The organism is Cellulomonas sp. NPDC057328 (assembly GCF_042667215.1).
Taxonomy (GTDB): Bacteria; Actinomycetota; Actinomycetes; order Actinomycetales; family Cellulomonadaceae; genus Cellulomonas.
The window spans coordinates 1-22,066 of the sequence record NZ_JBHUZW010000059.1 but is presented as its reverse complement, the minus strand read 5'-3'; the positions used below and the strand labels follow the sequence as shown (position 1 = coordinate 22,066).

General features: G+C 77.3%; 23 protein-coding genes. 14 read left to right on the top strand and 9 right to left on the bottom strand.

Annotated features, from left to right (window positions below; translation table 11 throughout):
* Nucleotides 1-66: 66 nt before the first annotated feature.
* Nucleotides 67-486, bottom strand: coding sequence for an STAS domain-containing protein (locus ACFUMH_RS11830; RefSeq protein ID WP_378205258.1), 420 nt, complete (start codon nucleotides 484-486; stop codon nucleotides 67-69).
* Nucleotides 487-568: 82 nt separating this feature from the next.
* Between ACFUMH_RS11830 and ACFUMH_RS11825 the strand changes: the two genes are divergently transcribed.
* Entirely contained in the window at nucleotides 569-2,743 is a 2,175-nt protein-coding gene (locus ACFUMH_RS11825) for a SpoIIE family protein phosphatase (protein WP_378205255.1), read from the top strand.
* A 68-nt stretch (nucleotides 2,744-2,811) separates the two neighbouring features.
* Here ACFUMH_RS11825 and ACFUMH_RS11820 read toward each other — a convergent pair whose 3' ends face one another.
* The gene (locus tag ACFUMH_RS11820; RefSeq protein WP_378205252.1) at nucleotides 2,812-3,174 is read right to left on the bottom strand and encodes an STAS domain-containing protein; all 363 of its coding nucleotides are present in this window, start codon (nucleotides 3,172-3,174) and stop codon (nucleotides 2,812-2,814) included.
* 227 nt (nucleotides 3,175-3,401) lie between these two features.
* On the opposite strand from ACFUMH_RS11820, the gene ACFUMH_RS11815 reads away from it, so the two are divergent.
* The 5 genes from ACFUMH_RS11815 to ACFUMH_RS11795 all read left to right on the top strand — a co-directional run bounded on the left by ACFUMH_RS11815 (nucleotide 3,402) and on the right by ACFUMH_RS11795 (nucleotide 9,361).
* Nucleotides 3,402-3,818 carry a DUF3151 domain-containing protein gene (locus ACFUMH_RS11815; protein ID WP_378205249.1) on the top strand — a complete coding sequence of 139 codons (417 nt, stop codon included), beginning with the start codon at nucleotides 3,402-3,404 and terminating at the stop codon, nucleotides 3,816-3,818.
* A 185-nt stretch (nucleotides 3,819-4,003) separates the two neighbouring features.
* Entirely contained in the window at nucleotides 4,004-5,290 is a 1,287-nt protein-coding gene (locus tag ACFUMH_RS11810; RefSeq protein WP_378205246.1) for an adenylosuccinate synthase, read from the top strand.
* 113 nt (nucleotides 5,291-5,403) lie between these two features.
* Nucleotides 5,404-6,705, top strand: coding sequence for a phosphoribosylamine--glycine ligase (gene purD / locus ACFUMH_RS11805; protein WP_378205243.1), 1,302 nt, complete (start codon nucleotides 5,404-5,406; stop codon nucleotides 6,703-6,705).
* A 37-nt stretch (nucleotides 6,706-6,742) separates the two neighbouring features.
* A complete protein-coding gene (locus ACFUMH_RS11800; RefSeq protein WP_378205240.1) occupies nucleotides 6,743-8,356 on the top strand; it encodes an amidohydrolase family protein in 1,614 nt (537 codons plus the stop codon).
* 81 nt (nucleotides 8,357-8,437) lie between these two features.
* Complete coding sequence (locus ACFUMH_RS11795) at nucleotides 8,438-9,361, top strand: phosphoribosylaminoimidazolesuccinocarboxamide synthase (RefSeq protein ID WP_378205237.1); 924 nt, start codon at nucleotides 8,438-8,440, stop codon at nucleotides 9,359-9,361.
* Nucleotides 9,362-9,414: 53 nt separating this feature from the next.
* Here the strand turns inward: ACFUMH_RS11795 and ACFUMH_RS11790 are convergent, their stop codons facing one another.
* The gene (locus ACFUMH_RS11790) at nucleotides 9,415-9,633 is read right to left on the bottom strand and encodes an SCO4848 family membrane protein (RefSeq protein WP_378205234.1); all 219 of its coding nucleotides are present in this window, start codon (nucleotides 9,631-9,633) and stop codon (nucleotides 9,415-9,417) included.
* 107 nt (nucleotides 9,634-9,740) lie between these two features.
* Nucleotides 9,741-10,583: a DNA/RNA non-specific endonuclease gene (locus tag ACFUMH_RS11785; RefSeq protein WP_378205231.1), complete on the bottom strand. Its 843-nt coding sequence runs from the start codon at nucleotides 10,581-10,583 to the stop codon at nucleotides 9,741-9,743.
* A 247-nt stretch (nucleotides 10,584-10,830) separates the two neighbouring features.
* On the opposite strand from ACFUMH_RS11785, the gene ACFUMH_RS11780 reads away from it, so the two are divergent.
* The 5 genes from ACFUMH_RS11780 to ACFUMH_RS11760 all read left to right on the top strand — a co-directional run bounded on the left by ACFUMH_RS11780 (nucleotide 10,831) and on the right by ACFUMH_RS11760 (nucleotide 14,358).
* Nucleotides 10,831-11,163: a PadR family transcriptional regulator gene (locus ACFUMH_RS11780; RefSeq protein ID WP_378205228.1), complete on the top strand. Its 333-nt coding sequence runs from the start codon at nucleotides 10,831-10,833 to the stop codon at nucleotides 11,161-11,163.
* On the top strand, nucleotides 11,160-12,269 hold the full coding sequence (locus ACFUMH_RS11775; RefSeq protein ID WP_378205224.1) for a hypothetical protein: 1,110 nt from the start codon (nucleotides 11,160-11,162) through the stop codon (nucleotides 12,267-12,269). Before ACFUMH_RS11780 ends, ACFUMH_RS11775 begins: the two co-directional genes overlap by 4 nt.
* Nucleotides 12,270-12,375: 106 nt before the next feature.
* Nucleotides 12,376-12,663 carry a phosphoribosylformylglycinamidine synthase subunit PurS gene (gene purS / locus ACFUMH_RS11770; protein WP_378205220.1) on the top strand — a complete coding sequence of 96 codons (288 nt, stop codon included), beginning with the start codon at nucleotides 12,376-12,378 and terminating at the stop codon, nucleotides 12,661-12,663.
* Nucleotides 12,663-13,358, top strand: a complete 696-nt coding sequence (gene purQ, locus ACFUMH_RS11765) for a phosphoribosylformylglycinamidine synthase subunit PurQ (protein WP_378205217.1) — start codon at nucleotides 12,663-12,665, stop codon at nucleotides 13,356-13,358. Before purS ends, purQ begins: the two co-directional genes overlap by 1 nt.
* Before the next feature lie 4 nt (nucleotides 13,359-13,362).
* A complete protein-coding gene (locus tag ACFUMH_RS11760) occupies nucleotides 13,363-14,358 on the top strand; it encodes a GNAT family N-acetyltransferase (RefSeq protein WP_378205214.1) in 996 nt (331 codons plus the stop codon).
* Nucleotides 14,359-14,377: 19 nt separating this feature from the next.
* On the opposite strand, the gene ACFUMH_RS11755 is transcribed toward ACFUMH_RS11760, so the two are convergent.
* Both ACFUMH_RS11755 and ACFUMH_RS11750 read right to left on the bottom strand, forming a co-directional pair.
* Nucleotides 14,378-15,283: a hypothetical protein gene (locus tag ACFUMH_RS11755; RefSeq protein ID WP_378205211.1), complete on the bottom strand. Its 906-nt coding sequence runs from the start codon at nucleotides 15,281-15,283 to the stop codon at nucleotides 14,378-14,380.
* Nucleotides 15,280-16,092 (bottom strand): hypothetical protein, encoded by an 813-nt coding sequence (locus tag ACFUMH_RS11750; protein ID WP_378205208.1) that lies wholly within the window; start codon nucleotides 16,090-16,092, stop codon nucleotides 15,280-15,282. Before ACFUMH_RS11750 ends, ACFUMH_RS11755 begins: the two co-directional genes overlap by 4 nt.
* Nucleotides 16,093-16,327: 235 nt before the next feature.
* On the opposite strand from ACFUMH_RS11750, the gene ACFUMH_RS11745 reads away from it, so the two are divergent.
* Nucleotides 16,328-17,056, top strand: coding sequence for a DUF72 domain-containing protein (locus ACFUMH_RS11745; protein ID WP_378205205.1), 729 nt, complete (start codon nucleotides 16,328-16,330; stop codon nucleotides 17,054-17,056).
* A 32-nt stretch (nucleotides 17,057-17,088) separates the two neighbouring features.
* On the opposite strand, the gene ACFUMH_RS11740 is transcribed toward ACFUMH_RS11745, so the two are convergent.
* From ACFUMH_RS11740 to ACFUMH_RS11730, 3 genes are read right to left on the bottom strand one after another with little or no spacing between them, the layout of a single operon-like run.
* On the bottom strand, nucleotides 17,089-18,786 hold the full coding sequence (locus ACFUMH_RS11740) for a hypothetical protein (RefSeq protein WP_378205202.1): 1,698 nt from the start codon (nucleotides 18,784-18,786) through the stop codon (nucleotides 17,089-17,091).
* A 44-nt stretch (nucleotides 18,787-18,830) separates the two neighbouring features.
* Nucleotides 18,831-19,682 (bottom strand): hypothetical protein, encoded by an 852-nt coding sequence (locus ACFUMH_RS11735; RefSeq protein WP_378205199.1) that lies wholly within the window; start codon nucleotides 19,680-19,682, stop codon nucleotides 18,831-18,833.
* Complete coding sequence (locus ACFUMH_RS11730; RefSeq protein WP_378205196.1) at nucleotides 19,679-20,578, bottom strand: hypothetical protein; 900 nt, start codon at nucleotides 20,576-20,578, stop codon at nucleotides 19,679-19,681. The genes ACFUMH_RS11735 and ACFUMH_RS11730 overlap by 4 nt, the downstream gene beginning before the upstream one ends.
* A 244-nt stretch (nucleotides 20,579-20,822) precedes the next feature.
* Between ACFUMH_RS11730 and ACFUMH_RS11725 the strand changes: the two genes are divergently transcribed.
* Together ACFUMH_RS11725 and ACFUMH_RS11720 are read left to right on the top strand one after the other, a co-directional pair.
* Nucleotides 20,823-21,362 carry a hypothetical protein gene (locus ACFUMH_RS11725; protein WP_378205194.1) on the top strand — a complete coding sequence of 180 codons (540 nt, stop codon included), beginning with the start codon at nucleotides 20,823-20,825 and terminating at the stop codon, nucleotides 21,360-21,362.
* Nucleotides 21,363-21,512: 150 nt separating this feature from the next.
* Nucleotides 21,513-22,019 carry a pyridoxamine 5'-phosphate oxidase family protein gene (locus tag ACFUMH_RS11720; protein WP_378205192.1) on the top strand — a complete coding sequence of 169 codons (507 nt, stop codon included), beginning with the start codon at nucleotides 21,513-21,515 and terminating at the stop codon, nucleotides 22,017-22,019.
* The last annotated feature ends 47 nt before the right edge of the window (nucleotides 22,020-22,066 follow it).

Below are 22,066 nucleotides of genomic sequence, written 5' to 3'. Positions count from 1 at the left end.
CAGCCCCGGACCAGCAGGTCCGGGGCCGTCGTCGTCCCGCCCGGGCACGAGCCGGGCGCGGACGTGTCAGGGGGTGGCCGAGTCCACCGGCTCGAACGGCTCGGCGCCGTCGTCGTCGACCACGTCGAGCAGCTCGCCGATGCGGGTCACCTCGAGGAGGAACCGCACGGTCGGCGGCACGCGCAGCAGACGCACGCGGTGCTCGCTGCGGATCGACAGGCGGGCGAGGAACGCGACGCCCGACGAGTCCATGAACGTCACGTGGTGCGCGTCCACCTCGATGGGCAGGCCGCGCTGCTCCGCCTCGGCGGTCGCCTCCTGGAGCTCGGGGCCCAGGTCGGCGTCCACCTCGCCCGAGAGGACGATGCGGGTGCGGTCCGTCCCGACGATGACGTGCACGGCACCGGGCTCGCCCGCGGCAGGCCCCCCGCCCGAGTCCGTCGTGTGCGTGGGCTCGCCCTGGTCGGGGCTGTTACCGTCTCGCACGTTGCTCCTTCCGGCGCAGGGGGAGGGGCTCGCCGGCTGGTCGAGTTGTCCGTCCGCTCGGCACGCTAGACGATCGGAGGTGGTGGTGGTCAACTCCTCCGCCCCCGCGTCGCCCCTCGATCCCCCGTCCGACGCCCTCGTCGGGGTGAACCCGGCGCTCCTCGCGGACGCGCTCGCGGCGACGCTCGTGCCGACCGCCCTGCTCACGGCCTCGCCCGACGCCGTGCGCGTGACCTGGGGGAACCGCGCCCTCGCCGACGCGACCGGGTACGACCCGCGCGTCGTCGCGGCGCTCGACGTGCTGACCGACCCGCGTGTCCGACCCGTGGACGTCGCGGCGGCCCGGACCGGCTTCGCGGCGGGCGCGCCGTTCGTGCAGCGCGTCGTGCTGCGCCGCCCCGAGGGGTCGTACGTGCAGTGCATGGCACACCTGTCGCCGGTGGGCGTGGCGGGGCTCGGCGTGGGCGCCTGGGTGGTCGCGCTGCAGGACCTGACGGCGCAGCTGACGGAGCACGCGGAGCAGGTCGCGCTGGTCGAGGCGGAGCGCCGGGAGCGGCGCAGCCTGTCGCTGATCGCGCGCGTGTCGGACCTGCTGATGGACGTCGACGAGCCGCACGGCCTGCGCGAGATCGCGTCGCTGCTGACGGCCGAGGTGGTCGGCTGGGCGGGCTTCTACCTGCACGACCGGGGGCTGTGGGCGGCGGACGGCCTGGACCCGCGCCGGCCCGGTGGCGCCCCGCGTCCCGACGGGCAGGGGCCGCGGCTGCCGACGTCGTGCCCGCGCGACCCGGTGGGCCGCCTGCTGGGCGGGTCGCTCGACGACGCCGTCGAGCTGGACCTGGCCGCCACGCAGCCCGAGGCGACCTACGCGCAGTGGCTGGCGGAGCACGCCGGCCCGGGCGCGGACGACGTCGTCGTGGGCCGCGACGGCCGCCGCGTGGCCGACGCGCCCGACCGCCGCGTCGTCGTGCTGCCCGTGCCGGGACGCCGCCGGACGGTGGGCCTGCTCGTGGTGCAGCCGCGCGGCGGCGGCGGGCTCGCGGGGCTCGACGCGGCGACCGTGACGGTGCTGGAGCTCGTCGCGCGGCGCGTGGGCCTGTCGATCGACAACGTGCGGCTGTACGACCGCGAGCACCGCCTCGCGGAGACGCTGCAGCGCGCGATGCTGCCGGAGCAGGGCGAGGTCGACGGCGTCGACGTGTGGACGTACTACTCGCCGAACGCGGACGACGCGCAGGTCGGCGGCGACTGGTACGACGTCCAGCAGATCGGCCCGGACACGGTGGGCGTGGTCGTCGGCGACGTCGTCGGGCACGACGTCGAGGCCGCCGCGGCGATGGGCCAGCTCCGCTCGGTCGTGCGCTCGTACAGCGTCGACATCACGACGCCGGGGCCGGTCCTGGAGCGGGTCGACCAGCTGTTCGCCGGCCTGCGCATCCCGCGCGCCGCGAGCCTCGTCCTGTCGACGCTGGACCGCCGGCCGGACGGCCGCTGGCTGCTGCGGTACGCGCGCGCCGGGCACCTGCCGGTCCTGCGCGTCCGCGACGGCCACGCGACGCAGCTGCGCGACGCGGGCGGCCCGCTCATCGGCTTCGGGTCGGGGGAGCGGACGACGGCCGAGGTGCTGCTCGAGCCGGGCGACGTGCTCGTCTACTACACGGACGGGCTCGTGGAGCGCCGCGACCGCAGCCTGCGCGACGGGCTCACCGTCCTGGAGAGCGTCGCCGCGAGCATCACCGCGCGCGACGCCCCGGGCATCGGCGAGGACCTGCTGTCCCGTCTCGCGGACCACCCGGAGGACGACGTCGCCGTGGTCGTGGTGCGCGTCCCCGACCCGGACGACGACCTCGCGGGCACGACGAGCCCGCGGCGGCGGCGCTGGTCGCTGCCCAGCGAGCCGGCGTCGATCGCGCGGGCGCGGCACGCGGTGCTGCGCACGTGCGAGGCGTGGGAGGTCCGCGACGCGTCGAACGCCGAGCTGGTGGTCAGCGAGCTCGTCGCGAACGCCGTGCTGCACGGCTGGGGGCACGTCGCGCTGCAGCTGCACGACACCGGCGACGGCCTGCGCATCGAGGTCGAGGACGCGAACCCGACGCCGCCCGTGACGACCGACGGCCACCCGGGGCGGGTCGGCGGGTTCGGCATGCAGATCGTCGAGCGGCTGTCCGACTGGGGCTGGCGGCAGTCCCGCGGGGGCAAGGTGGTGTGGGCGAAGGTGCGCCCGGGCGCGCTGCCGCGGTCGGCCCGCGAGGCGTGACCCGCGAGGCGTGACGCGCGAGCCGTGACGCGCGAGGGCTGAGCCGGGCGGGTGCGCCCGGCGGGGCGTCAGGCCTGCGCGTCCGCCGTGTCCGGCTCCGGCGCGCCGTCGACGGGCTCGCAGCCGTGCACCGTGTCGATGCGGAACAGGTCGAGCGCGCCGCAGATCTCGAGGACGAACAGGTCCCGCTCCGCGGCGCCGCGCAGCACGGTGGCGCCGCCGCGACGCCGGCCCGCGTCGGCGAGCGAGATGAGGAACGCCGCGCCGGTCGAGTCCATGAACGTGACGCGGCACATGTCGATGACCAGCAGCTGCCGGCGCAGGCCGACCACCCGCGCGGTCACCTCGGGGAACTGGTCGCGCTCCGCGAGGTCGAGGTCGCCCGCGATGACGAGGGTCGTGGTCGTCGACGACGTCGATATCTCGATCATGCTGCTCCGGTGCGACGGTGCCGGCCGGGAGGGGAGCCGCGGTCACGGCTGCTGGTCGGCCGTTCGACTGTAGCCGCGCTCCCACCGCGGCGCACGCCCGCGGCGGGTGGTTCCGGTGCCCGTCCGGCCGGTGTCCGGTCCGTGTCCGGTCGCTGTCCGGGATCCGGTCCGGTCGCCGGCCGGGTGCGCGGGCGCGGCGCCGGGCGGAGGCGGTGCACACTGGCGCCATGGCGCACGAGAACCTCCTGGACGGCCCCGCCCCGACGCTCCTGCCCGCCGACGGCCCCGACGGTGCCGCGCGCACCGCGCTCGCGACGGGCGCCGACCCCCGCGACGCCGCGCGCGTCGTGCCGGCGTCGTCGCTGGTGTGGGCGCTGCTCGCGGAGCGGGCGGACGACCCGGTCGCGGCGTACGCGTACGCCCGGACCGGCTACCACCGGGGCCTCGACGCGCTGCGCCGCGCCGGGTGGCGCGGGCAGGGCCCGATCCCGGCGGCGCACGAACCGAACCAGGGCTTCCTGCGCGCGCTGCTCGCGCTCGCGGAGGCGGCCGACGCGATCGGCGAGACCGACGAGGGCGAGCGCTGCCGCCGGTTCCTCACCGACTCGGGCACGTCCGCGGACGAGGTGCGCGCGCTGCGCTGAGCGCCCGCAGCGACCGGGGCCGGTCCGCCGCGGGGCCCCGGTCGGCGGCCCGACGGCCCGCTCCGGTACCCTTCCGGGTGGCCGCGGGTCACTGCCGCCCGCGCCCGGGTCACCCGCGCCGCGAGCCCGCTCGCGCCCGTCTGCGGGCGGAGCCGCACCGCAGGCAGCAGGAAGTGGTGATCTGCATGCCCGCCGTCGTGGTGCTCGGCGCCCAGTGGGGCGACGAGGGCAAGGGCAAGGCGACCGACCAGCTCGGCGACCGCACCGACTACGTCGTGAAGTTCAACGGCGGCAACAACGCCGGGCACACGGTCGTGATCGAGGGCGAGAAGTACGCGCTGCACCTGCTGCCGTCCGGCATCCTCACGCCCGGCGTCGTCCCGGTGATCGCCAACGGTGTCGTCGTCGACATCGAGGTGCTGTTCGAGGAGATCGAGGCGCTGGAGGCGCGCGGCGTGGACACGTCCCGCCTGCTGGTGTCGTCGGCCGCGCACGTCATCGCGCCGTACCACCGGACGATGGACAAGGTCACCGAGCGCTTCCTCGGCAAGCGCCGGATCGGCACGACGGGCCGCGGCATCGGCCCGACGTACGCGGACAAGATCAACCGCGTCGGCATCCGCGTGCAGGACCTGTTCGACGAGAAGATCCTGCGGCAGAAGGTCGAGGGCGCCCTCGACCAGAAGAACCACCTGCTCGTGAAGGTCTACAACCGCCGCGCGATCACGGTCGACGAGACCGTCGACGAGCTGCTGCGCCACGCCGAGCGCCTGCGCCCGATGGTCGCGGACACGCCGACCGTGCTGAACCGCGCGCTCGACGAGGGGAGGACGCTCGTCTTCGAGGCCGGTCAGGCCACGATGCTCGACGTCGACCACGGCACGTACCCGTTCGTGACGTCGTCGGCGTGCACCGCCGGCGGCGCGTGCACGGGCTCCGGCGTCGGGCCCACCCGCATCGACCGCGTCGTCGCGGTCGCCAAGGCGTACACGACGCGCGTCGGCGAGGGCCCGTTCCCGACCGAGCTGCTCGACGACGACGGCGAGTGGCTGCGCCAGACCGGCGGCGAGTTCGGCACGACGACCGGGCGGCCGCGCCGCACCGGCTGGTACGACGCCGTCGTCGTCCGGTACGCGTCGCTCGTCAACGGGCTCACGGACCTCGTGGTGACGAAGCTCGACGTGCTGACGGGCCGCGACCGCATCCCCGTCTGCGTCGCGTACGACGTCGACGGCCGCCGCGTCGAGGACATGCCGGTCGACCAGAGCGACTTCCACCACGCGAAGCCGGTCTACGAGTACCTCGACGGCTGGACCGAGGACATCACCGGCGCGCGCGACATGGACGACCTGCCGCGCAACGCGCAGCGGTACCTGCAGTTCCTCGAGGACGTCTCGGGCACGCGGATCTCGTCGGTCGGCGTCGGCCCGGGCCGCGAGGCGACGATCATCCGGCACGAGCTCCTGGGCTGAACCGGGCGGGACGCCCGTGCGGGGACCCCTCCTTGCACGGGCGTCCTCGCACGGGCGTCCGCGGACGGGCGTCCAGCAGGGGCGGCGCGTCCCGGCCGGTACGCTCGGCGCCCGTGGAGATCCTCGTCGTCGGCACCGGTGCCCGTGAGCACGCCCTCGTCCGCGCGCTGTCGCTGGACCCGGAGGTCACCGCGCTGCACGCGGCCCCGGGGAACCCGGGGATGGCCGTGCACGCCGAGCTGCACCCGGTCGACGCGCTCGACGGCGCGGCCGTCGCGGAGCTGGCGACGTCGCTGGGCGTCGACCTCGTCGTGGTCGGCCCGGAGGCGCCGCTCGTCGCGGGCGTCGCCGACGCGGTGCGGGAGGCGGGGGTGCCGGTCTTCGGGCCGTCGCGCGAGGCCGCCCGGCTCGAGGGCTCCAAGGCGTTCGCCAAGGAGGTCATGGCCGCCGCGGGCGTGCCGACCGCCGAGCCGCGCGTCGTGACGACGGTCGACGAGGCGGTCGCCGCCCTCGACGCGTTCGGCGCGCCGTACGTCGTCAAGGACGACGGGCTGGCGGCGGGCAAGGGCGTCGTCGTCACGGACGACCGCGACGCGGCGCTCGCGCACGCGCAGGCGTGCCTCGCCAAGGACGGCGGGACGGTCGTCGTCGAGGAGTACCTCGACGGCCCGGAGGTGTCGCTGTTCGTCCTGTCGGACGGCACGGACGTGGTGCCGCTCGTGCCGGCGCAGGACTTCAAGCGTGCGCTCGACGGCGACGCCGGGCCGAACACCGGCGGCATGGGCGCGTACTCGCCGCTGCCGTGGGCGCCCGAGGGCCTGGTCGACGAGGTCGTCGAGACCGTCGCGCGCCCGACCGTCGCGGAGATGGCGCGGCGCGGGACGCCGTTCGTCGGGGTCCTGTACTGCGGGCTCGCCCTGACGAGCCGTGGCGTGCGGGTCGTCGAGTTCAACGCCCGCTTCGGCGACCCGGAGACGCAGGTCGTGCTGGCCCGGCTCGCGACGCCGCTGGGGCGGGTGCTGCGGGCCGCCGCGACCGGGCGCCTGGCGGAGCTGGAGCCGCTGCACTGGCGCGCGGACGCCGCCGTGACGGTCGTCGTCGCGTCGGAGGGCTACCCGGAGGCGCCCCGCACGGGCGACCCCATCACCGGCGTCGAGGCGGCCGAGACGGTCCCCGGGGTGCACGTCCTGCACGCCGGCACCGCCGTGCGCACCACGGGTGAGACCGGCGAGAACCCGCTGAACGCGCCGCTGCTCGTGTCGGCGGGCGGGCGCGTGCTGTCGGTCGTCGGCGTGGGGGAGACCCTCACCGCCGCGCGCCGCGCCGCGTACGTCGCGGTCGAGAGCATCAACCTCGGCGGCGCGCACCACCGCACGGACATCGCGCTCGCGGTCAGCGAGGCGGCGGACGCCTGACCGCGCCGCTGCGGCGCGCCGGCGGCGAGGAGGCGGCATGACGGGCCGGGCGGACCGCGCGGCGCCGCCCGTGCTGCTGCGCCGGGCACGGCGGCACAGGGACGGGCACAGGGACGGGCACGGTGCCGACCACGGTGCCGGGCGCGGGGACGGGCACGCGAGCCCCCGCCGCGACGACGCGCTCGTCGACGTGCTGCTGACGCACGGCCGGGTGGCGGCGGTCGCCCCGACGGGCACGCTGCCCGCGGAGGTGGTCCGGGGCGCCGAGCCCGTCGACGTCGCTGGGCGGACGCTGCTGCCGGGCCTCTGGGACGCGCACGCGCACGTCACGCAGTGGGCGCTCGCGCGGGCGCGCCTCGACGTGTCGGGGGCGACGTCGGCGGCGCACGCCGCGCGGCTCGTGGCGGAGCGGGTCGCGGCGGACCGGGCCTCGGCGGACCGGCGGGAGGGCGGGCCCGCGGGGCCCGGCGTGCCGCTCGTGGGGCAGGGCTTCCGGGACGCGCTGTGGCCGGACCGGCCGACCGCGGCGCTGCTCGACGCGGTCGCGGGCGACGTGCCCGTCGTCCTCGTGTCCGGCGACCTGCACTGCGCGTGGGCGTCGACGGCCGGGCTCCGGCACCTGGGCGTGCCGGCGCGGACGAGCGGCCTCGTGCGCGAGGCCGAGTGGATGGACCGGATGGCCGCCCTCGATCGCGTGGACGACGCCACGGCCGACGCGCTCGTCGACGCCGCCCTGCGCGACGCCGCGGCGCGCGGCGTGGTCGGCGTCGTCGACCTCGAGATCGCGGACAACCGCACGGTGTGGCGGCGCCGCGCGACGTCCGGGCTGCCCGTGCGGGTCCGGGCGGGCGTGTGGGAGCAGCACCTCGACGCGCTGCTCGCCGAGGGGCTCCGCACCGGCGACCCGCTCGAGCCCACCGGGCTCGTGACGCAGGGGCCGCTCAAGGTCATCACGGACGGCGCGCTCAACACGCGCACGGCCTGGTGCCACGACCCGTACCCGGGGCTGCACGGCGCCGACGCGCACGGCGTGCTCACGGTGCCGCCCGACCGCCTCCGGCCGCTCATGGCGCGCGCCGAGGCGCACGGGCTGACGTGCGCGGTGCACGCGATCGGCGACGCGGCGAACGGCATCGCGCTCGACGCGTTCGCGGCCACCGGCGCGCGCGGCTCGGTCGAGCACGCGCAGCTCGTCACGGCCGACGACGTCCGCCGGTTCGCCGCGCTGGGCGTCGTCGCGAGCGTGCAGCCGGAGCACGCGATGGACGACCGCGACGTCGTCGACCGGTACTGGGCCGGGCGCGCGGGCGACGCGTTCGCGTACGCGGCCCTGCACGCCGCCGGGGTGCGCCTCGCGCTCGGCTCGGACGCGCCCGTCGCGCCGCTCGACCCGTGGGCGGCCGTCGACGCGGCCGTGACCCGGCGGCGCGACGGCCGGCCGGCGTGGCACCCCGAGCAGCGGCTCCCGCTGGACGTGGCACTCGGTGCGTCGGTGGACGGGGAGCCGCTGGGGCTGCGCGTCGGCGGACCGGCGGACGTGGCCGTGCTGGACGACGACCCGGCGGCGCTGCTCGCCGCGGCGGGGTCGGTGCGGGGCGTGCGCGTCGGCGGGACGCTCGTCGCGGGGCGCTGGACGCACCGCGCGCTCTGACGGGTCACGACGCCGACGGCCGTCCCGCGCGACCTGCGGACACGGACCAGGCGCAACCCGCCCGCACGGCACACTGGGCGCGTGAGCGACGCGACACCCACCCCCGACCTGCCCGGCTGGCGGCACGTCTACTCCGGCAAGGTCCGCGACCTGTACGAGCCGGACGACACCACCGCCGGGATCGCGCTGCGGGACCTGCACGGCGACGTCGTGCTCGTCGTCGCGAGCGACCGCGTCTCCGCCTACGACCACGTCCTCGAGCCCGGCATCCCCGGCAAGGGCGTCGTGCTGACGCAGCTGAGCCTGTGGTGGTTCGAGCAGCTCGCCGACCTCGTGCCGAACCACGTGGTGACGACCGACGTGCCCGACGCCGTGGCCGGGCGCGCGATGGTGTGCCGCCGCCTCGAGATGTTCCCGGTGGAGTGCGTCGCCCGCGGCTACCTCACCGGGTCGGGGCTGGCGGAGTACCGCGCGGGCGGCGAGGTCACCGGCATCGCGCTGCCCGCCGGCCTGGTCGACGGCTCGCGCCTGCCGACGCCGATCTTCACGCCGGCGACCAAGGCGGCACTGGGCGAGCACGACGAGAACGTGCGGTTCTCGGCGGTCGTCGACCTCGTCGGGCCGGAGACCGCCGAGACGCTGCGCGACCTCACGCTCGCGGTGTACTCGCGGGCGGAGGGGGTCGCGCGCGAGCGGGGCGTCGTCCTCGCCGACACCAAGCTCGAGTTCGGCACCGACCCCACGACGGGCGCCGTGACGCTCGGCGACGAGGTGCTGACGCCCGACTCGTCGCGGTTCTGGCCCGCCGACCGGTGGGAGCCGGGGCACGCGCAGCCCAGCTTCGACAAGCAGTTCGTGCGCGACTGGCTCACGTCGCCCGCGTCGGGGTGGGACCGCGCCGGGGACGCGCCGCCGCCGGCCCTGCCCGCCGACGTCGTCGAGCGCACGCGCGACCGCTACCTCGAGGCGTACGAGCGGCTGACGGGTCGGGCGCTGGCCCTCTGACGCCGGGCCGCCCGCTCCGACGGCGGGCGCCGTGCGCGCCGGCGCACAGGCGCTCAGAGGAGCGTGAGCACCCCGAGCACGCCCACGGCGACGCCGAGCACGAGGGACACGGCGATCAGCACCGCGTGCACCGTGCGGAACCGCGTGGCGCGGCCGTCGGCGTCGCGGGAGCGCGGGTCGGCGGCGATGCGCTGCCAGAACCGCGGCCAGATCAGCAGGTTCCACGCCCCGGTGAGGACGAGGACGACGGACCAGGCGACGGGGAGCTCCACGCGGCGATGATCGCACGGGTCCTCCGCCGCGACCGGTGCCCGTGCACGCCCGTCGGGGCGCGCGTCGCCCGGCGCACCTGAGCGCGGGCGCGTCGGTCCGGCGCGCGTCAGCCCAGGCGCACGTCCGCCGCGGTGCCCAGCCGCAGCCACGCCGCGCCCTGCGCGGTCACACCGGCGAGCACGTCCGCCGCCGGCAGGGGGCCGAGGTCCAGGCCGGTGAGGTCGGCGACGTCCGCGACGGGGACCTGGAAGGTGCGGAACGGGCCGAGGGGCGGCGGGTCGCCGGCGGCCTGCGCGTCGGCGGTCGCGGCCCGCAGCGCGCCGTCGTCGAGCTGCGGGGACTGGTCGAGGACGAACGCCGTCGCGGCGAGCGCCCGTCCCCCGTCGCGCGCCCATGCCGCGACCTTCCAGAACCGCCGCGGGATCGCGACGCCCCGGTAGACGGGGTCGTCGTCCGCCAGCACCGGCCCGGTGAGCACGCTGATGCGCAGCCGCTGCGCCTGCGCGTGCTCGAGCACGTGGTCCTCGAGCCCGACCCACAGCTGTGCACCCTGGTTGAAGCCGGCGGCCTGCGGGGCCGCGTTGGGGTAGGCGAACGTCTCCCGGTTGGCGCGCGCGGCGACGCCGGGGTCGCCCCACACGGGGTCGCGCCGGCGCACGAGGTGGCCGCGGTCGAGGTCGTTGCGCGCGTACAGCTCCGGGCCGGCCTGCTCGCCGGCGGGGACGCGCGGGTCGAGGTGCCAGTCGTCGCCGCGCGGCACGTCCCGCAGCGCCGCGCCGTCGACGTTGACCGCGGTCGCGGCCGCGAGCCGGCGCACGGGGTCGAGCAGCACCGTGAAGTGGGTGGCGGGCAGCTCCCGCACCGGGCGGCCGACGACGGGCAGCGGCACGCGGGGCCCGAGGAAGTCGGGGTCGTAGCCGGCGGGGCCGGACGGGGGAGTGGTCGTCACCCGCCGCACGCTAGCGGCGGGCGCCGACACGCCCCAGGGTCCTCGCACCGTCGGGTGCGCGTCCCCGAGGCGTCGACGGGGCCCCCGTTCGCGGATCCCGGCCGCCGTGCGGGCGCCAGAGCCCCTTCGGTGCACCGGGAGGCGTTCACGGTGGCGGGCAGGGTGGCGGGCACGGTGGCGGGCAGGGTGGCGGGCACGGTGGCGAGCAGGGTGGCGCGGATGGGTCGTCGCGCGATATATATCGGCCGTGCGGATCACCGAGCAGAGCTACCTCGTGCTCCTGGCGCTCGCCGAGGAGCCACGGCACGGGTACGGCATCGTCCAGGCCGTCCGCGACCTCTCGGACGACGAGGTCCGGCTCGGCGCCGGGACGCTGTACGGCGTGCTCGACCGCCTCGTCGCCGCCGGGTGGGCGGAGGCCTCGGGCGAGGAGGTCGTCGACGGTCGGCTGCGCCGGTACTACCGGCTCACGGGTGCCGGCCGCGAGGCGCTCGCCGCGCACACCGACCGGTTGACGGCCCTCGCCGCACGGGCGCGCCGCCTCGTGGCACCGCGGCCGGCGACGGGTGGTGCGTGGTGAGCGCGCACCGGGACGGGCAGGACTTGCCCGGCGTCGACCCGGCGTTCGCCCGGTCGGCGCGCCGGTGGCTCCTCGCGTACCCGCCGGTGTGGCGGGCGCGGCGCGGCGACGAGATGACGTCGCTGCTCGCGGACCTGGCGGAGCCCGGGGCGCGCCGCGTCGGCCTGCGCGCGGGGCTGCCGCTGGTGTGGTCGGGCCTGCAGACGCGCCGGCGCGCCCGGCCGCCCCTGCACGTCGTGGCCGGGTACCGGCTGCTCGAGCGCCCCGTGCCCGCGCGGTACCGGCCGTGGGTCCGCGCGGACCTCGAGGCGCCGTGGCGGCCGCTGCGGGAGTTCTTGTGGCGACTCGCGTACCTGGCGCCGCTCGCCGCGTCGCTCCTCGCCGGCATCGAGGGCGCCGACGAGGCGGTGGGCGTGGTCGCCTGGGCCCTCGTGCTCGTCGCGATCGAGTGCGGGCTGGACACGCGGCGACGGCAGCGCGCGGCGGAGCGGCACCTGCTGCCCGGGGCGGGCGAGACCGCCGCCGACGGCGGCGCGCGCCGTGCGGTGGTGCTGCGGGACCGGGTCGCCGCGCGGCCCGCGGCACGCGCGGCCGTGCTCACGGTCGCCGTGCTCGTGGCGGGCGCCGGCGGGGTCCTCGCGGTCGTCGCCGCGCGCGGCGACGCGGAGCCCGCCTCGGCGGTCGCCCCCGCGGCCGCCCTGGTCGTGGGCGGCGCGGTCGCCGCGGCGGCGCGCCACCGCCGGCGGTGGCTCGCCGACCCGCCCCCGCAGCCGGGGCGACGGGTCGTCGAGGCCACCCCCGGCCCCCTGCTCGCCGGGCCGGTCGCGGCGGCCGCGGCCGTCCTGGGGGTCGTGGCCCTCCTGCTCGGCGGCGACGTCCACGGGCAGTGGGGGACGCTGCTGCTCACGGTCGCGCTGGCGGCCGCGCCCGTCGTCGTGAGCACGTGGCGCTGGGTCGCCGGCCGTCCGGGGCTCGTCGCGGTCGACGTCGTGCGGGCGCTGGCGGACGGGCTCCCGCCCGCGGTGGACCTGCCGCGCCCCGGACTCGTGCCGGTGGACCCGGTGGAGGGACAGGGCCCGGCGGGGCGGCCCACGCCGTCGCCCTGACGCGGCGGCGGTGCGGGGACCCCGTCCGCGGACGCCGCCCCGGTCGCCCCGCGCGGGGCCGTAGGATCGGTCCGACCCCCGTTGCCGTGAACCTGGGAGCACACCCGTGGGACGAGTCGTCGTCGACGTGATGCCGAAGCCGGAGATCCTCGACCCGCAGGGCAAGGCCGTGGCCGGCGCGCTGCCGCGCCTGGGCTTCGGGCAGTTCACGTCCGTCCGGCAGGGCAAGCGGTTCGAGCTCGAGGTCGACGGGCCGGTGACGCCCGAGGTGCTCGAGGCCGCCGCGGCCGCCGCCGAGCAGGTCCTGTCGAACCCGGTGATCGAGGACGTCGTGCGCGTCGCCGACATCGAGGCCGACGCCGCCGCGACGGTGACGAGCGAGGGCCTGGCCTGATGACCCGCATCGGCGTCGTCACGTTCCCCGGCACGCTCGACGACCGCGACGCGGCCCGCGCCGTGCGCCTGGCCGGCGGCGAGCCCGTCGCGCTGTGGCACGCGGACGCGGACCTCAAGGACGTCGACGCGGTCGTGCTGCCCGGCGGGTTCTCGTACGGCGACTACCTGCGTGCCGGCGCGATCAGCCGGTTCGCGCCCGTCATGGGCGAGGTCGTCGAGGCCGCCGGCAAGGGCCTGCCCGTGCTCGGCATCTGCAACGGGTTCCAGGTCCTCACCGAGGCGCACCTGCTGCCCGGGTCGATGATCAAGAACGAGAGCCTGCACTTCCTGTGCCGCGAGCAGGTGCTCACGGTCGAGAACAGCGACACGGCGTGGACGCGCGAGTTCGAGCGCGGCGAGGACATCACGATCCCGCTGAAGAACCAGGACGGCCAGTACGTCGCGGACGAGCGCACGCTCGACGAGCTCGAGGGCGAGGGCCGGGTCGTGTTCCGCTACCAGGGCAGCAACCCGAACGGCTCGCGCCGCGACATCGCCGGCATCACCAACGCCGCGGGCAACGTCGTCGGCCTCATGCCGCACCCGGAGCACGCCGTCGAGCCGGGCTTCGGCCCCGACGGCGCGCAGGGCCCGCGCAGCGGCACCGACGGCCTGCGGTTCTTCACGTCGGTGCTGCGCGCGCTCGTCGGCTGACGCCGTGACGTCGGCCGACGTCCGGGTCACGGCTGTCCCCTGGGACGACCCCGACGCCCGGCGCCTGCGCGACGCGCAGCAGGCCGAGCTGCGCGAGCGGTACGGCGAGGACGACATCGGCCACGACATGACCGGCGAGACGATCGCCGTGATGCTCGTGCTGCGCGTCGAGGACGAGCCCGTCGCGAGCGGCGCCCTGCGCGACGCGCCGGAGCTCGGCACCGGCACGGGCGAGCTCAAGCGCATGTACGTGCGCCCCGCCTGGCGCGGGCGCGGGCTGTCCCGCCGCGTCCTGACGGAGCTCGAGGACGCCGCGCGCGCACGCGGCCTGCGCCGGCTCGTCCTGGAGACGGGCGTGCTGCAGCCGGAGGCGATCGGCCTCTACCTGGCCGCCGGCTACCGGCCCGTCCCGCGGTGGGGCGAGTACGCGGACGCACCGGACTCGCGCTGCTTCGCGAAGGACCTCCGGGCCGCGCCCGCCGTGGCGCCCGCGCCGCCCGCCGAGGTCACCATCGCGCCCGTCGCGTGGGACGACCCCGAGGCGGTGGCCCTGCGCCGCGCCATGGTCGTCGAGCTGGCCGCCCGCACGCCCGGCGACGACGCCGGCCCGGACGACGCCGGCCCGGACGACGCCGCGCTCGCCCGCGCCGACGCGCACGCCGGCGAGGGCGTGCTCGCCACGCTCGTCGCACGGGTCGACGGCGCGGCGGTCGGCTGCGCGGCGGTGCGCCGCGCCCCGGCGCCGTGGCCGGACGGGTGGGCGGAGGTCAAGCGCCTGTACGTGACCCCCGCGCTGCGCGGCCGGGGCGTCGGGCACGCGCTCATGACGGCGGCCGCGGACGCCGCCCGCGCGCGCGGCTGCACGACGGCGGTGCTCGACACGGGCGTCCGGGCGCCGACGTCGATCGGCCTGTACCTGCGGCTCGGCTACCGCCCGGTGCGGCCGGCCGTCGACTGGTCGAGCACCCCGGACCTGCTCTGGTTCGCCCGCCCGCTCTGACGGGGGACCGGGACGCGGGTCAGCTGCACCGGCCGGTGCGCGCACCCGCGACGACGACGTCGTCGGCGATCTCCGGCGCACGGGAGCTGCCGGTGCAGAGCAGGTCACCGGCGACGTCGAGCGTCGTCAGGACGGGCGCGGCGTCGTTCGCCTCGAGCACCAGGTCACCGCCGACGTCCGTGGGTCCGGCGAAGGGCCGCGACCACCCGAGGGGGTGCCACCGCCATCCGCCGAGCCGGACGGTGCCGGCGGCACGGCGCACCGTGACATCGCCGAGCACGGTGCTCTCGGAGACGATCGCGCTGCGTGTCCAGGAGAGCGTGAGCCCCCGGGACAGCGTCGACCACGCGATGTCGTCGTGGCCCGCGTGCACGTTGACCCAGCCGCCCACCGTGGAGCGCAGCAGGTGCAGGCCCTGACCCGGCGCACCGTCGTCGGGTGCCGCGACGTTCACGGCGCCGGCGACGACGGTGCTCTCGATCGTCGTCTCGGCGATCCGTCCGCGTACCGAGCGGGCCACGCGCACGCCGTCGAGACCCAGCTCGGCCGCGCCCTCGGCCTGCACGCCCCCGCCGATGCGTGACGAACGCACCCACGCCGAGCTCCCGCCCCGCAGGCGCAGGTCGCCCTGGAGCCGCAGGCCGTCCGCCGACAGCACCGCGCCGGGTGTCACGACGACGTCCCCCGTCACCACCAGCCCGGTCAGCCAGCAGTGACCGACGACGTGGACGTCACCGGCGACGACCGTGGGCCAGTACGGCAGGTCCGAGTCCCGGCAGACCGTCACCACCGGGGCGGCGGTCGCAGCGACGGCCGGTGCCGTGGCCGCCGGTGCTGCGAGGGTGAGCGACGCGACGACGGCCGCCGCGAGGGCCCGGCGCGCGCGACCCAGGACGACCGGCAGGACGGTGTCGCGCGCCGTCACCCGCACCGCGGGTCCCGGGTGCCGTCGACCGTGCCCACCACGCGGGCGGGCTCGGCGTTGCCCGCGCACACCGCGTCACCGGCGACGTGGACGTCCTGGACGAGCACGGCGGCGCGGTTGTCGAGCAGGTGCAGGCCGGCGCCGAACGTCATCAACGCCGCCGGGCGAGCGTCCTCGCAGCCCGCCCCGCTCGTCCGACCGCCGACCCGGACCGGACCGCGCGAGCGCTGCACCGTGACGTCGGCGGCGACCTTGAGCCCGCACAGCTCGCCGCGGGGCACGCCCGTGAGGGTCAGCCCGCGGCCGAGGTCGGCCGAGCGGATCGTGACGTCCGCACGGACCAGGTTCACCCAGCCGCCGGTGCGCGCGCCGACGAAGGTGATCCTGGTCGGCCGCGTGCCCTCGTGGGCCCAGAGGTTCACCGCACCGCGGACGTAGGTGCCGAGCAGCCAGCCGTCCCGCATGCTGCCGCGCACGCTGCGTCCGACGTCGCTGCCGTGCAGCCCGAGGTACCCGGCGTCGTCGAGCCGGACGCCGCCCGCCACGTCGACGGCATGCAGGCTCACGTTGGCCCGTGGGGCGACGAGGACGTCACCGCCGACGTCCACCGCTCGCAGGTCCGCCGCGGCACCGGCCTCGACGCGCACGTCCCCGGCGATCGACGACGCGCTGGCGCTGCACATGTCACGCACGACCAGGTCGCCCGTGACGACCGGCGGGAGGCGGACGTCCGATGCGCACACCACGTCGACCGGTGACGCCGCCGCGGGCACCGCGTCGGCGAGGACGAGCAGGGCTGCCGCCGCCACCCCCACGCCCGCGCGCGCTCGTCTGCGTCCCGTCCGTCCTCGCATGGCCCCCCTGCCGCTGCCGGTCCGGCCAGCGTGACGGGTACGGGGCCGGTCCGGGAACACCCGGACCGGACATTTCACCCGGCCCTCGTCCCGGTTCCGTCCGCGCTGCAGCACGCCCGCGGGTCGGCATCCGGCACACCTCGCCGGGCGCCGACCTGCGCGGCCCCGCCGCGCACGGCACGGTGCTCGCATGACGATCCGCATCGGCACGTCCGGCTGGTCGTACGACCACTGGGACGGCGTGCTGTACCGGCCGGGGCTGCCGGCGGCGCAGCGGCTCGCCCGGTACGTCGAGGCGTTCGACACCGTGGAGCTGAACGCGAGCTTCTACCGGTGGCCGCGCGAGCCGGCGTTCGCGAGCTGGCGGGAGCGGCTGCCGGACGGGTTCACGATGTCGGTGAAGGCGCCGCGCGGCCTCACGCACGCGCGCCGGCTGTACGGGCCGGAGGTCTGGTCGGAGCGGATCACGCGCTGCTGGCACGAGCTGCGCGGCCGCCGCGAGGCGCTGCTCGTCCAGCTGCCGCCCGACATGGGGCGCGACGACGCGCGGCTGGGCCACTTCCTCGGCACGCTGCCCGGCTGGGTGCAGGTCGCCGTCGAGCTGCGGCACCCGTCGTGGCAGCACGACGCCGTGTTCGACCTGCTCGCGCGGCACGGCGCCGCGTACTGCGTCGTCTCCGGCGCGGGGATCCCGTGCGTCCTGCGGGCCACGTCCCGGCTCGTCTACGTGCGCCTGCACGGCCCGGACCACCACCACCTGTACGCCGGCTCCTACGGCGACGACGACCTGCGGTGGTGGGCCGACCGGATCGGGGAGTGGGACGCGCAGGGCCGCGACGTCGTCGCGTACTTCAACAACGACGGCGGCGGGAACGCCGTGCGGGACGCGTGGCGGCTGCGGGAGCTGCTCGCGCGCTGACCGGAGCAGGCGCCGTGCTCACGGCGCCGCGCTCACGCGCACTGACCGGTGCGCGCGCCGCCGACCGTCACGTCGGGGCCCACCGTCGGCCGCCCGGCGTTGAGCCGGCAGGCGAGGTCGCCGCCGACCGCGGTGCTGCGCACGACGGGCCTGCTCCGGTTGTCGTCGAGCAGGAGGCCCGCGGCGAACGCGTTGCCGACCGGCGTGCCGTCGCCGGCGCACCCGTCGGCGGTAGGGCGTCCACCGACCCGCACGGCCCCCTGGGCGTCCTGGACGGCGACGTCCGCGAGCACGCTCGTCCCGCAGACGTGCGCGGCGCGGGCCCACGACGACGTCAGCCCGCGGGACAGCTCGGAGTCGACGACGTGCGTGGTGCCGCCGTGCACGTTGACCCACCCGCCGGCGCGCGTCTGGCTGAGCAGGAGGCCCGTGCCGGCGACCCCCTCGGGTGCTGCGACGTTGACCGCGCCGGCCACGTCGAGCTGGCCGAGCCGCACCTGCGCCGCCTTGCCGCGCACGCTGCGCCCGACCGTCCCGGTGAGCTCGAGGGACGCGACCCGGTCGAGGTGCACGCCGCCGCCGACCGTCGTCGCCAGCGCCTGCACGCGCGCGCCGGGCCCGAGGTGCACGTCGCCGGCGACCCGGCCGCCGAAGGACAGGAACGCGGTCGTGCGCACGTGCACGTCGCCGAGCACGCGCACGCCGCGCACGTCGCAGTCGCCGGTCACCACGAGGTCGCCCGGGACGATCGTCGGCGGCGTGGGCTCGCCCGCGCAGACGTACGGGTCGGGGACCGGGGCGGGCGCCGGGGGCGCCGGTGGCGGCGTGCCGGCCGCCGGTGCGCACTGCCCGGTCCGGGCACCGGCGACCACGGCGGACCCCTGCACGGTCGGCGCGACGGCGTTGCCGGCGCACGCCAGGTCGCCCGCCACGTCGACGTGCCCGACCGTGACCGCGCCCGCGTTGCGCCGCACCAGCAGGTCGCCGCCGTAGGCGCTCTGCTCCTGCTGCCCGTCGTCGAGCCAGTCGGGCGGGCCCTCGACGAACACCTCGTGCAGGTCGCCGAGGTGCACGGCGCCGCGGGAGTCCTGCACCACGACGTCGGCGTCGACGCGCGACTCGGCGACGAGCACGCCGTACGCGTCGGTCACGGCCAGCCCGGCGTGCAGCCACGAGTTCGTCACGAGCGCGGTCCCGCCCGTCACGGCGACGGAGCCGCCCACCTCGGCGCGGCGCAGCGAGAACCCCGGGTCCGGGTCGTCCACGGCCCGCACGGGCAGCTGCACGTCCACCGAGCCGGCGACCTGCCCGCTGAGGCCGCCGCGCACGGTGCTGCCCTCGACGTCCCCGCCCACGATGCCGTCGACGGAGGCCCCGAAGGCGTCGTCGAGGTGCACGCTGCCGTCGACCCGCGAGTTCTGCGCCGAGAAGGTCATGTCCCGGCCGACGTGCACGTCCCCGTCGACGCGGACGTCCCACAGGATCGCCTCCGCCGGCCCCTCCCAGTCGGCGGGACGCGGGGCCACGTGCACGTCCCCGCGCACCCACACGTGCCGGACCTGGCAGCCCGGCGCCACGTGCAGGTCGCCCCGCACGGTCGTCCCCGACGGGGCGGCCTCCTCCGTGCAGGTCGCCGCGGCCGGGGCGCCCGCCGCCGCGGGCGGCACGAGCAGCACGGTCGCCAGCGTCGCCGCCAGCACGGTCACCACGGTCCTGCGCGTCCGTGTCATCGTCCCCTCCGGGCTCGATCCCGCCGGCACGGTCCCGTGCGCGGTCATCCGCACTGCCCGACGCGGCTGCCACCGACCGTGACGTCGGGCGTCAGCACCGGGACCACGTCGTTGCGCCGGCAGACGAGGTCGCCCGCGACGTCCGTGTTCTCGACCGCGACGGCCGCGACGTTGTCCTCCAGCACGAGGTCGCCGAGGTACTGCCCCCGCACGGGCACCCGCTCGACCGAGCAGCCCAGCCAGTCGGGGGCGAGCCGGCTGACGTCACCGAGCTGCACGTCGCGCCGGGCGCGGCGCACCGTCACGTCGGCCTGCACCGTCGTCTCGCACACGGCGGTGCGGCGTGACCACGACAGCGTGAGCCCGCGTCCGAGCTGCGAGGAGAGGACGACGTTCTGCCCGCCGTACACGTTCACCCAGCCGCCGACCGTCGCACCGCGCAGGGACAGCCCCGTGCGCACGGCGTCCGACGGGAACGCGACGTTCACCGCACCGGCGACCCGCCCGGTGATCTCCACCTCGGTGGCACGGCCGCGCACGCTGCGGCCCACGCTGCCGGTCGTCAGCAGGCCGAGCGCGTCGTCCAGGTGCACGCCGCCGCGCACGTCGGTGCCCTGCGCGGTCGCGCGGGCGTCGCGGCCGACGTGCAGGTCGCCCACCACCTGGCTGTCCACCAGGTACGCCCAGGCGCCCGGGGCGACGTGCACGTCGCCCAGCACCACGACGCGCAGCAGGCGGCACGTGCCGACGACCTCGACGTCGCCCGTGACGACGGTCCGCTCGACGCTGTCGCTGCACGTGCGCGCGCTCGCGTCCGGTGCCGCCGCGGCCGGCGGCGCGGTGACGAGGGCGGCGACGACGGCAGCAGCCGTCACCAGCGCGGTCGAGGCCCTCATGCGCACTGCCCCCGCCGCTCGCCGGCCTGCAGGACGCCCGGCAGGAGCCGCCCGGTGTTGCCGCGGCAGTCCAGGTCGCCGCCCACCACGACCTGGCGCAGCGTCACGTCCCCGGTGTTGTCGAGGACCAGGAGGTCGGACTCGAAGACGGGCGACTCGCGCGGCGGGTGCAGCGCGCAGTGGTCCTCCATCGGCACGCCGCCGACCTCCACCGGCCCGCGCGCGTGGCGGATCGTCACGTCCGCCGCGACGCGCCCCTCGCACACGCCCGCGCCGCGGACCCAGGACAGCGTGAGCCCGCGCCGCAGCACCGACTCGCCGATCTCGACCTGCCCGCCGTACACGTTGACCCAGCCGCCGACCTCCGAGCGGAACAGCCGGAAGCCGGGGTACCGCACACGCTCCGGCGCGGCGAGGTTGATCGCGCCGCGCACGACGGCGTCCGCGACGTCGACCGAGTCGGCCTTGCCGCGGATGCTCCGTGCGACCGTCCCGGAGACGCCCAGCTCGCGCGCGCGGTCCAGGTGCACGCCACCGCCCACGGTCGTGGCGTACAGCCACGCGGTGCCGCCGGGGCCGACCCGGACGTCCCCGCGGACGCGGCTCGGCGAGATGCGCGCGTCGGCGCCCGCCTCGACGACGAGGTCGCCGAGCACCGTCGTCGTGCCGAGGTAGCACGTGCCCGTGACGATCAGGTCGCCCTCGACGACCAGCGGCACGGGCCCGTCGCCGTCGCAGTAGCCGGCCGGCCCGGCGGCGGGCCGCGCGGCGTCCGGCACCGGCTCGTGCGCCGCCGCGGGCGCCGGCTCGGGCCCTGCGTGCGCGGCCGGCGTCGCGACCGCCAGCAGCGCCACCGTCACGGCCGCCACGGCCGTCGTCCACCCGCTCCGTCGCATGGCGCCCCCCGCCGCTCGGTGGCTCCAGACTGGCCCCCGCAGGGACGAACCGGGAATACCGGACGCGCACATTTCACCCGTCGGCCGTCCGCCGTGCGGCAGGGGCTGGTCACACGGCGGTGCCCGCGTCTACGCTCTCCCCGTGTTCTCGTCCCGGGTGTGTTGTCGCTGAGCTGACGCTCCCGCGCGCCCGTGGCCGGTCGGCCCTCGCCGCGCACCCGGTTCGACCCGAGGACCTCCTCCCGTGGCTCAGCCCGTTCTCGCGCGCACCCGCGCCCCGCACGTCCCCGCCGCCCGCCCCCGCGTCGAGGTGGCGACGCCCGGCCCCTCGGCCGGGCTCGTCGAGTTCCTGCTCGACGCCGACGCCCTGACCGAGACGACGCTCGCGCTCGCGGCCGCCCGCGCCGACGTCGTCCGCCTCGTGCACTCCGCCGCGCTGCCGTCCCCCGCCGCGGTGCGCGCGCTCGTCGACGTCCTCGAGGACGAGGTCCGTGCCGTCGGCCGCGACCGGGCCGAGGTGCGCCTCGTGCTCGAGGTCGAGGCGGTCGTGGCCGCCGACCACGCCGACGCCGCGCGCCGCCGCGAGCGCCTCGCCTACGCGGAGGCGTTCTCCGGGGCGGCGTGGACGGCGACCGCCACGTGGCTGGTCGCACCCGCCGAGGGGCTCGTGCGCGACGCCGTCGCCCTGGCCGACCGCACGGGCGTCGACGCGGTCGCGCTGGCGCTCGTCGGCGCCTCCCGAGCGCACTCCCCGGCCGTCGTCGCGGCGGCCGCCCGTCCCTGACACCGAACGCTCCGGTGAGACCGTCGTCCGGGGGCCCACAGTTCCCGGAGACGGTGGTCTCACCGCCGGTCACCGGGTGCGGCCCGGCGCACCGCTGCCTAGCGTGGCGAGGGACGGGCGCCACCGGGGCGCCGCGGACGGGAGGCACCCATGGCGCACGAGGCGCAGCACCTGGACCGGGACGAGGGCGTCGCGAAGGTCGCCGAGCTCATCAAGGACGTCCGGATCGCGATGCTGACCACGGTCGACCCGTCGGGCGCGCTCGTGAGCCGGCCGATGGCGGTGCAGGACGTCGAGTTCGACGGCGACCTGTGGTTCTTCACGGACCTGGACAGCCACAAGGCGGACGAGGTGCGCGGCGGCGGCCCCGCGAACGCGGCGTTCGCCGGGTCGACGCACTGGGTGTCGGTGTCGGGCACGGCCGAGGTCGTGCGCGACCGGGCCAAGATCCACGAGCTGTGGGGCACCGCCGCGGAGGCGTGGTTCCCCGACGGCCCGGACACCCCCGGGGTCGGGCTCATCAAGCTCGAGGCGGAGAGCGCGGAGTACTGGGACAGCCCCGGCGGTCGGCTCGCGACGGTGTTCAGCCTCGTGAAGTCGAAGGTGAAGGGCGAGCGGTACGACGGCGGCGAGAACGCCGAGGTCGACCTGAGCTGACGTCGCCCGGGCCGACGTCGCCGGCGCGGTCCCGGTCGCCCGGGACC

Coding starts and splice junctions, on each gene's coding strand:
- ACFUMH_RS11800 (WP_378205240.1), top strand. CDS start 6,743: ATGACGGGCCGGGCGGACCGCGCGGCGCCGCCCGTGCTGCTGCGCCGG.
- ACFUMH_RS11815 (WP_378205249.1), top strand. CDS start 3,402: ATGGCGCACGAGAACCTCCTGGACGGCCCCGCCCCGACGCTCCTGCCC.
- ACFUMH_RS11735 (WP_378205199.1), bottom strand. CDS start 19,682: ATGAGGGCCTCGACCGCGCTGGTGACGGCTGCTGCCGTCGTCGCCGCC.
- ACFUMH_RS11740 (WP_378205202.1), bottom strand. CDS start 18,786: ATGACACGGACGCGCAGGACCGTGGTGACCGTGCTGGCGGCGACGCTG.
- ACFUMH_RS11745 (WP_378205205.1), top strand. CDS start 16,328: ATGACGATCCGCATCGGCACGTCCGGCTGGTCGTACGACCACTGGGAC.
- ACFUMH_RS11730 (WP_378205196.1), bottom strand. CDS start 20,578: ATGCGACGGAGCGGGTGGACGACGGCCGTGGCGGCCGTGACGGTGGCG.
- ACFUMH_RS11820 (WP_378205252.1), bottom strand. CDS start 3,174: ATGATCGAGATATCGACGTCGTCGACGACCACGACCCTCGTCATCGCG.
- ACFUMH_RS11720 (WP_378205192.1), top strand. CDS start 21,513: ATGGCGCACGAGGCGCAGCACCTGGACCGGGACGAGGGCGTCGCGAAG.
- ACFUMH_RS11810 (WP_378205246.1), top strand. CDS start 4,004: ATGCCCGCCGTCGTGGTGCTCGGCGCCCAGTGGGGCGACGAGGGCAAG.
- purQ (WP_378205217.1), top strand. CDS start 12,663: ATGACCCGCATCGGCGTCGTCACGTTCCCCGGCACGCTCGACGACCGC.